Consider the following 8,703-nt stretch of genomic DNA (forward strand, 5'->3'; position numbering starts at 1 on the left):
GCCACGGTCCATGTGCATCGAAGGGGGACCTGTGAAATCCGTGAAGTCCATTGCCACGGGCGTGGCGGCGCTGACCGCCATTGGCGGCGCAGCCGCCGGCGTGGCTTCCATTGCAGCACCGATCGGTCTGGATCATGTGCAACTCGCGGCGGTCGGCGCGCCACTGCCGCAAGATCCGCCTCCGCCTCCGCCCCCGCCGCCGGGAGCGCCGGGGCAGCTGCCGACGGCTGACCAATTGGCCAACCTCTGCACCCAAGTGACCGACCCCGGGGTTAACTACCGGGACAAGACCAACCTCGTTGAGAACGGCGTCCCTCAAAACGAGGGTATGGTTGCCGACCACGACCTGCGGAAGGCGTACCGGAACGGTAACTTCCCCGAGCAGTTCAACGTGACCAACATCGCGCCGGCGGGCCCGAATATGGCCCAGGCCGACGTGGCCATCACGGGGCCGAAGTTCGCCGGGCCGGTCAACAAGCACCTGGTGTTCGTCAATCAGAACGGCAACTGGGTCTTGCAGCACGACGCTGCGCTTGCTCTGCTGCAGGCGTCCACGGCGACCAACTGAGACAGTTCGGCGAATTCGCCGAGCTACAACGACGTTTCAAGCGGACCCCATGCGCCTCGGTGAGCGCATGGGGTTTCGCCTTTCAGTTCCCTGGCACGCGGTGACCGGTCGCCGCGGCCGGCGCCAACTCACGTCCCCGCACAGCCGGCGCACAGTTTGCTCATCTTTTTTGCACATCGGGCGGCCGTAACGTATCGGTGCCGAGACACGAAATAACAGACGCAACGGGCACGCTGACACCATCCACACCGCCACGAATGGGGCGATGCGGAATGCCAACCATGCGTCGACATTCGTGCCCATCGAAGGGGGAACTATGAAAACCGTTAAAGCGCTTGCCACCGGGGTGGCAGCCCTGGCCATTGTCGGGGGCGCGGCCGCCGGCGTGGCCTCCGTCGCGACGCCGAGCGCGCTGGCCGCCGGGGTGCGGCTTGCCACTGTCGGCGCGCCGCTTCCGCAGGACCCGTCACCGGCGCAGCCGGTCGTGGGCGCCAACCTGCCGACACCCGATCAGCTGACAGGCGTGCTCAACAGCCTCGCCGACCCGAGCGTTTCGTTCAGCAGCAAGGGCAACCTGGTGCAGGGCGGCATCGGTGGAATGGAAGCGCATGTCGCGGACAAGAAGCTGCAGAAGGCGGCCAAGAACGGCGATCTGCCGCTGTCGTTCGACGTCACGAACATCCAACCGGCCGCGGCCGGTTCGGCGACCGCCGACGTTGCGGTCTCCGGCCCCAAGCTGCCGTCGCCGGTCACGCAGAACGTCACCTTCGTCAATCAAGGCGGCGGCTGGGTGCTGTCGCGGGCGTCGGCGATGGAGTTGCTGCAGGCCGCCGGTCAGTGATCGGCGCGCAACGCGCGCAGGTCTAACTTGGCGATGCGAGCGGGATCCGCGAGTACGTCGATCGCGCAAATGCGCCCCTCGCGCACCACGAAACCCATGACGGATGCCGCACGGCCGGCGATGAAAATCACCGCGCCGGCGGCACCGTTCACGGTTGCGGCACGCACTTCGCGCTCCGGCCCGGCGTAACCGCCGGCCAGCTCGGCCACCGAGGCGGCGCCCTGCGCGCGGAAGACGGAAGCAGCGGCGCCGAAGTCACCGCGCAGCACCACGTCGGGGCGGAGCACCGCCACCAAGCGGTCGAAGTCGCCACTACGCCCCGCCGCGAAGAACGCGTCGACCACCTCGCGTTGCGCGGTCAAGGTGCCGTCGGGAGTCGGATCGGCCTGCTCGATCCGTCGTCGGGCCCGGCTGGCCAGCTTGCGGGCCGACTCCGGCGTCCGCTCGACGATGGCCGCGATCTGATCGAACGGCACGGTGAAGACGTCGTGCAGCACGAACGCCAGCCGCTCGGCCGGCGACAACGTATCCAGCACGACGAACAGCGCCAACCCCACCGCGTCGGCCAGCATCGCGCGGTGCTCGGGATCGAATTCGCCTTCCGCGTCCACGATCGGATCGGGCAGGTGACCGGCCAGCTCCTCGCCGCCACGGGTCCGGCGGTCGCGCAACATGTTCAGGCAGATGCGTGCCACCACCGTGGTCAGCCAGGCGTCGAGGTTGGCGATACCGTCCCGGCCGTCCGATTCGGCGCTGCGGCTCAGCCGTAGCCACGCCTCCTGCACCGCATCCTGAGCGTCGTCGATCGAGCCCAGCATGCGGTAGGCGATGGCTCCCAGCTGTGGCCGGGCCGCCTCGAAACGTGCCGCCAATGACGCCTCGGCGGTCACGGGCGATCGGTCTCCGGCAAGGCGCACACCCGGTTACCGGAAAAGCCCGACGATCCGATATCGAGTGCGATGTTGAACCGGGCGCGCAGGTTGCCCAGCGTGATGACGTGCGTCAGGCCGACCAGCTGGGCGGTATCGAAGTGCGCGCGCAGCGTCTCGAAAAGTTCATCGCTCACCTCCACCGGGGTGCGACTGATCGCGGTGGCGTACTTCAGGATCAGCTTGTCGACGTCGGAGAAGCACGGCGCGTTCTGATATTCGGCCTCGGGTTTGGACAGTGCCAACAGCTCTTCGTCGGTGATGCCCCAGCGGCGGGCGATCTGTGAGCCGAGGTCGATGCAGTATTCACAGCGCACGATCGTCGCCGATTTCAGCTCGGCCAGCGCCCGCTGACGGGGACTGAGGACCTTGAGTTTCGACTCGGCCTGCTCCAACTTGCCGTAGGCGTTGAGCAGTCGCGGGATGTGCGCATACATCCGCAGGGGCTCCAGCATCCCCATGGTTTCCAGCCCGGTCATCTGTGCGAGCTTGCGCTTGGTGAAAAAGAAAGCGATCTTGGCGCCAAGGCCGGCGTCGTGGTCGGAGACTCCTTGCAGCCGCGGCATGGCGATCCTCCCGGCAAGTTGTGGTGGAAAACCGACGTCCTTACTAGGTCGACACGTGGCGGGGCCCGAACGTGACCACTCGAGTTACCTCGGCGCGCCCAGCGCCATATCCATGTCATACACCCGGGCGTGCAGCACGGTGCGGTTCCGCAGCGCGGCGCGCACCGCACGGTGCAGGCCGTCTTCGAGATAGGTGATGCCCTTCCACCGCACCGCGTGGGGGAAGAGATCACCGTAGAAGGTGGAGTCTTCGGAAAGCAGGCGGTCCAGTGCGAGCACCGTTGTGGTGGTGACCAATTCGTCGAGCCGGATCTGTTGGGGCGGTATCTGGGACCAATCCCGATAGGACAGGTTGTGCTCGGGATACGGCTTGCCGTCGCGAACGCCCTTGAAAATCATCGGCCGACCTTTCCCGACTCATCGCTGTGGCCCGACCGGTTCATTCTGGAGAGGCTAGCCGGACCAATGTGCGTCGGCACCGATGCGTTCGAAGAATGCGTTCCGACAACTGCCGGCGGCGTCGCGGTGATGGCGGAGTGTGATCCCGGCGGCCACCGACTTCGCCGAACGGCCGCTGATAATGGTCGGCAATGCCCGAGACCGTAAAATGAATCCGGTCAACGCGGTATCGAAGGAGGTGGCAGCCGGTGGGAAGTGCCGATGACCGTCGGTTTGAGGTGTTGCGCGCCATCGTCGCCGACTTCGTCGCCACCAAAGAACCGATCGGTTCCAAGGCGTTGGTGGAGCGCCACAATCTGGGCGTCTCGTCGGCCACCGTCCGCAACGACATGGCGGTACTCGAGGCCGAGGGCTACATCACCCAGCCGCACACCAGCTCCGGACGAGTGCCGACCGAGAAGGGCTACCGCGAATTCGTCGACCGGCTCGACGACGTCAAGCCCCTGTCGTCGGCCGAACGGCGGGCGATTCAAAGCTTCCTCGAGTCCGGGGTCGACCTCGATGACGTCCTGCGCCGGGCGGTACGGCTGCTGTCACAACTGACCCGACAGGTGGCCGTGGTGCAGTACCCCACGCTGTCGTCGTCCACCGTGCGCCACCTCGAGGTGATCGCCCTGACCCCGGCGCGGCTCCTGATGGTCGTCATCACCGACTCCGGACGGGTCGACCAACGGGTCGTAGAACTCGGTGACGTCATCGACGACCACGAACTTTCTCAGCTGCGGGAGATGCTCGGCCAGGCGCTACTCGGCAAGAAGCTGTCGGCCGCCTCGGTCGCGGTGGCCGACCTCGCCGGACAGCTGCGCAGCCCGGATGGCCTGGGTGACGCCGTCGGCCGGTCGGCGACGGTGTTGCTGGAATCCCTCGTCGAACACACCGAAGAGCGCTTGTTGTTGGGCGGTACCGCCAACCTGACCCGTAACGCGGCCGATTTCGGTGGCTCGTTGCGCTCCATTCTGGAAGCGCTGGAGGAGCAGGTGGTGGTGCTGCGGTTGCTGGCCGCGCAGCAGGAAGCCGGTAAGGTGACGGTGCGCATCGGCCATGAGACGGCCGCCGAGCAGATATTGGGCACCTCCGTGGTGACCACCGCCTACGGCACCTCCGACACCGTTTACGGGGGAATGGGTGTGCTGGGGCCCACCCGGATGGACTATCCGGGAACTATCGCCAGCGTTGCTGCGGTTGCCTTATATATCGGCGAAGTCCTGGGTGCTCGATGAACGCGCACCCGCAGAGTGGGTAGGCGCGGGAAAGACCAGGTATAGGAGAGTCAAGCGTGGCACGCGATTACTACGGGCTGCTCGGCGTGAGCAGAAACGCCAGCGACGCGGAGATCAAGCGCGCCTACCGCAAGCTGGCGCGCGAACTGCATCCGGACGTCAACCCCGACGCGGCCGCGCAGGCGAAATTCCAGGAGATCAGCGTCGCCTACGAGGTGCTGAGCGACCCCGAGAAGCGGCGGGTCGTCGACCTGGGCGGCGATCCGATGGCGAACGCGGCCGCGGCGGGCGGCGGTTTCGGCGCCGGTTTCGGTGGGCTGGGCGACGTGTTCGAGGCCTTCTTCGGCGGTGGCTTCAGTGGCGGCGCGACCTCCCGCGGCCCGATCGGGCGGGTACGGCCGGGGTCGGATTCGCTGCTGCGGATGCGGCTCGACCTCGAAGAGTGCGCCACCGGTGTGACCAAGCAGGTCACCGTCGACACCGCGGTGCTGTGCGACCGCTGCCAGGGTAAGGGCACCAACGGTGATTCGGTGCCGGTGCCGTGCGACACCTGCGGTGGCCGCGGCGAGGTCCAGACCGTGCAGCGCTCGCTGCTGGGCCAGGTGATGACCTCCCGGCCCTGCCCGACCTGCCGTGGCGTCGGCGTCGTCATCCCCGACCCGTGCCACCAATGCATGGGCGACGGCCGGGTGCGGGCCCGCCGCGAGATCAGCGTCAAGATCCCCGCCGGTGTGGGCGACGGCATGCGCGTGCGGCTCGCCGCCCAAGGCGAGGTCGGGCCCGGCGGCGGGCCGGCCGGCGACCTGTACGTCGAGGTGCACGAACAGCCCCACGACGTATTCGTCCGCGAAGGCGACGATCTGCACTGCACGGTTTCGGTGCCGATGGTCGACGCGGCGCTGGGCGCCACCGTCAGCATCGACGCCATTCTGGACGGCGTCAGCGAGATCACCATCCCGCCCGGCACCCAACCGGCTTCGGTCATCACGCTGCGTGGCCACGGCATGCCGCACCTGCGGTCCGGCACCCGGGGCGATCTGCATGTGCACGTCGAGGTGGTCGTTCCCGCCCGGCTGGACCACCGCGACACCGAATTGCTGCGCGAGTTCAAGACGCACCGCAGCCGCGACGTGCCCGAGGTCCGCTCGACCCACGCCGGCGGAGGGCTCTTCAGCCGGCTCCGCGAAACCTTCACCGGGCGCTAGCCGGGAGCCACGAAGGCGCGCACATGGTCGCGACCCTGTTCTACCTCGACGATCTGCCCGAGCCCGGCTCGCTCGCCGTGCTGGGCGGTGACGAGGGTTTTCACGCCGCCACCGTGCGGCGAATCCGTCCCGGCGAGCAACTCGTACTCGGCGACGGAGCCGGGGCCCTGGCCCACTGCGAGGTGGAACACGCCGGGCGCGACGGGCTGCGGGCGCGGGTGCTCGAGCGCTGGAGCGTTGCACCGGGATTCCCGCGCGTGACGGTGGTGCAGGCACTGCCGAAGTCGGAGCGTTCGGAGCTGGCCATCGAGTTGGCCACCGAGGCCGGCGCCGACGCGTTCCTGGCGTGGCAAGCCGCGCGCTGTGTGGCCAACTGGCAGGGCAACCGGGTCGACAAGGGTTTGCGCCGATGGCGTGCCGTCGCCCGCTCGGCGGCCCGGCAATCCCGTCGGGCGCACATCCCACCGGTCGACGGCGTGCTGTCCACCACAGCGCTGACGGAGCGCATCCGCGACGAAGTGGTCGCCGGCGCGGCGGCGCTGGCCTTGCACGAGTCGGCCACCGATCGGCTCGCGGACATCGGGCTGGCGCAAGCGAAATCACTGCTGCTGGTGGTCGGTCCCGAAGGCGGCATCGCGGAGGACGAGATGGCCGCGTTGTCCGAAGCGGGCGCGGCGGCCGTGCGGCTGGGCCCCCAGGTGCTGCGCACGTCGACCGCCGCGGCGGTGGCACTGGGCGCGCTCGGTGTGCTGACCCCGCGGTGGGACCAGCGCGGCGACGTCCCGGCAAACGGCCACACGCTGCAGGTTCGCGACGGCGGCCCGTCGTCGAGTACGTTGCTGAACACTGACCAAATCGGGCCCTCGGCGTAGACTGAGACGGCCCAGCAACCCACCGACAAACCGAGAAAGCAGGCATCGAGAGCCACGTGACGCCCCGCGAGACCAGCGCTGCTGACGCAGCCGGAGCCGTCCCCGCCTCTGCTCAGGTTCGCAGCAGCATCGATGTTCCGCCCGATGTCGTGATGGGCCTGTTGGGTTCGGCGGACCAGAACCTGCGGGCCCTGGAGCGCAGCCTGGACGCCGACCTCCACGTCCGTGGCAATGCGGTCACCGTCGCGGGTGAGCCCGCCGACGTCGCGCTCGCCGAGCGGGTGATATCCGAGCTGGTCGCCATCGCTGCCGGGGGTCAGCCGTTGACCCCCGAGGTGGTCCGCCACAGCGTCGCCATGCTGGCCGGTACCGACAACGAGTCACCGGCCGAAGTGCTCACCCTGGACATCTTGTCGCGGCGCGGAAAGACGATCCGGCCCAAGACGCTCAACCAGAAGCGCTACGTCGACGCCATCGACGCCAACACCATCGTCTTCGGGGTCGGCCCGGCCGGCACCGGCAAGACGTATCTGGCGATGGCCAAGGCGGTCAACGCCCTGCAGACCAAACAGGTCAGCCGCATCATCTTGACCCGCCCGGCCGTGGAAGCCGGTGAGCGCCTTGGCTTTTTGCCGGGCACGCTCAGCGAGAAGATCGATCCCTATCTGCGGCCGTTGTATGACGCGCTGTACGACATGATGGATCCCGAGCTGATCCCCAAACTGATGACCGCCGGGGTCATCGAGGTGGCACCGCTGGCGTACATGCGCGGCCGCACCCTCAATTCCGCGTTCATCGTCCTTGACGAGGCGCAGAACACCACCGCCGAGCAGATGAAGATGTTCCTCACCCGCCTCGGCTTTGGTTCCAAGATCGTGGTCACCGGGGACATCACCCAGGTCGACCTTCCCGGCGGCGCCAAGTCGGGCCTGCGCTCGGCGATGGAAATCCTGGACAGCGTCGATGACATCAATGTCTCGGAGCTGACCAGTGTGGACGTCGTCCGCCACCGGTTGGTCTCCGAGATCGTCGACGCCTACGCGAAGTTTGACGAGCCCGCACTGACGATGAACCGCGCGTCGCGGCGGGCGACGGGCTCGCGCGGTCGTCGATGATGGTGCGGTGAGCGGGATTCTATGAGCATTGAGGTATCCAACGAATCGGGTATCGACGTCTCCGAAGCCGAATTGATCAGCGTCGCGCGGTTCGTCATCGCCAAGATGGACGTCAATCCGGCGGCCGAACTGTCGATGGTGCTGCTGGACACCGCCGCGATGGCCGACCTGCACATGCGCTGGATGGATCTGCCCGGACCGACCGACGTGATGAGCTTTCCGATGGACGAGCTCGAGCCGGGCGGACGTCCGGACGCCCCCGAGCCGGGGCCCTCGATGCTGGGCGACCTCGTGTTGTGCCCGGAATTCGCGGCCGGCCAGGCCGCCGCGGCGGGTCACAGCCTGGGGCACGAGCTGGCTCTGCTGACCATCCACGGGGTGCTTCACCTGATCGGCTACGACCACGGCGAGCCGGACGAGGAGAAGGAGATGTTCGCCCTTCAGGACCGGTTGCTCGAAGAGTGGGTCGCCGAGCAGGTCGAGGCCTACCGCCAGGACCGTCAAGAGGAGCGCGACCGCCGATTGCTCGACAAGTCAAGGTATTTCGACAATTGAGGCCACTCAGGATTCTGGCGGCAGCCGCCATCGCATTCGCTCCGTTGTCGGTGTTGGTCGCCACCACCACTCCCGTGTCGCAGGCGGCTCCGTGTGCGGGCGCGGGATCGAATCCCGTTTCCTGCCAGCACTGCATGTTCTACGTGAACGCCTATCACACGGCGAACGTGTGCAACGAGGACCGCCGCGGTGTCCAGGGACCGCCGAGCAACGCGCCGACGCCGGTTCCGGAAGTTCCCATTCCGGTGTACGAGCCGCCCCCGCCCCCGCCGTCGGTGCCCCCCCGCCCCCCCCCGGGCGGCCGGCCCCCCCCCCCCCCCCGCCGGTTGATACCGGGCCGAAATGGGTAGAGGGACACAAGAAATGAGATATC

The 8,703-nt window shown here is 67.7% G+C and carries 10 protein-coding genes and 1 pseudogene; 8 read left to right on the forward strand and 3 right to left on the reverse strand.

The features are described from left to right. The first annotated feature begins 31 nt into the window (after window positions 1-31). Together A5782_RS16815 and A5782_RS16820 are read left to right on the forward strand one after the other, a co-directional pair. Window positions 32-568, forward strand: a complete 537-nt coding sequence (locus A5782_RS16815; protein WP_067102543.1) for a hypothetical protein — start codon at window positions 32-34, stop codon at window positions 566-568. A 316-nt stretch (window positions 569-884) separates the two neighbouring features. Next, window positions 885-1,409 (forward strand): hypothetical protein, encoded by a 525-nt coding sequence (locus A5782_RS16820; protein WP_067102547.1) that lies wholly within the window; start codon window positions 885-887, stop codon window positions 1,407-1,409. Here A5782_RS16820 and A5782_RS16825 read toward each other — a convergent pair. The 3 genes from A5782_RS16825 to A5782_RS16835 form a co-directional block, all read right to left on the reverse strand. Continuing rightward, a complete protein-coding gene (locus tag A5782_RS16825) occupies window positions 1,403-2,299 on the reverse strand; it encodes a sigma-70 family RNA polymerase sigma factor (protein ID WP_067102551.1) in 897 nt (298 codons plus the stop codon). The two genes, A5782_RS16820 and A5782_RS16825, sit on opposite strands and share 7 nt — an antisense overlap. Beyond that, on the reverse strand, window positions 2,296-2,904 hold the full coding sequence (locus A5782_RS16830; RefSeq protein ID WP_067102554.1) for a carboxymuconolactone decarboxylase family protein: 609 nt from the start codon (window positions 2,902-2,904) through the stop codon (window positions 2,296-2,298). Before A5782_RS16830 ends, A5782_RS16825 begins: the two co-directional genes overlap by 4 nt. 84 nt (window positions 2,905-2,988) lie before the next feature. Continuing rightward, entirely contained in the window at window positions 2,989-3,303 is a 315-nt protein-coding gene (locus tag A5782_RS16835) for a type II toxin-antitoxin system VapB family antitoxin (RefSeq protein WP_067102559.1), read from the reverse strand. Between the two features lie 248 nt (window positions 3,304-3,551). On the opposite strand from A5782_RS16835, the gene hrcA reads away from it, so the two are divergent. From hrcA to A5782_RS25650, 6 genes and pseudogenes are all read left to right on the forward strand, one after another. Continuing rightward, the gene (gene hrcA, locus A5782_RS16840; RefSeq protein WP_067102563.1) at window positions 3,552-4,583 is read left to right on the forward strand and encodes a heat-inducible transcriptional repressor HrcA; all 1,032 of its coding nucleotides are present in this window, start codon (window positions 3,552-3,554) and stop codon (window positions 4,581-4,583) included. 56 nt (window positions 4,584-4,639) lie between these two features. Continuing rightward, entirely contained in the window at window positions 4,640-5,788 is a 1,149-nt protein-coding gene (dnaJ, locus tag A5782_RS16845; RefSeq protein WP_067102567.1) for a molecular chaperone DnaJ, read from the forward strand. Between the two features lie 23 nt (window positions 5,789-5,811). Further along, entirely contained in the window at window positions 5,812-6,660 is an 849-nt protein-coding gene (locus A5782_RS16850) for a 16S rRNA (uracil(1498)-N(3))-methyltransferase (protein WP_067102572.1), read from the forward strand. 56 nt (window positions 6,661-6,716) lie between these two features. Beyond that, a complete protein-coding gene (locus tag A5782_RS16855; protein WP_067102575.1) occupies window positions 6,717-7,775 on the forward strand; it encodes a PhoH family protein in 1,059 nt (352 codons plus the stop codon). A 21-nt stretch (window positions 7,776-7,796) separates the two neighbouring features. Further along, window positions 7,797-8,330 carry an rRNA maturation RNase YbeY gene (gene ybeY / locus A5782_RS16860; RefSeq protein ID WP_067102579.1) on the forward strand — a complete coding sequence of 178 codons (534 nt, stop codon included), beginning with the start codon at window positions 7,797-7,799 and terminating at the stop codon, window positions 8,328-8,330. Next, window positions 8,327-8,665, forward strand: a pseudogene (locus tag A5782_RS25650) (hypothetical protein); the annotation flags it as partial. The gene ybeY and the pseudogene A5782_RS25650, both read left to right, overlap by 4 nt. Between the last annotated feature and the right edge of the window lie 38 nt (window positions 8,666-8,703).

It is taken from the genome of Mycobacterium sp. 852002-40037_SCH5390672, from assembly GCF_001665875.1.
In the GTDB taxonomy this organism is placed as follows: Bacteria; Actinomycetota; Actinomycetes; order Mycobacteriales; family Mycobacteriaceae; genus Mycobacterium.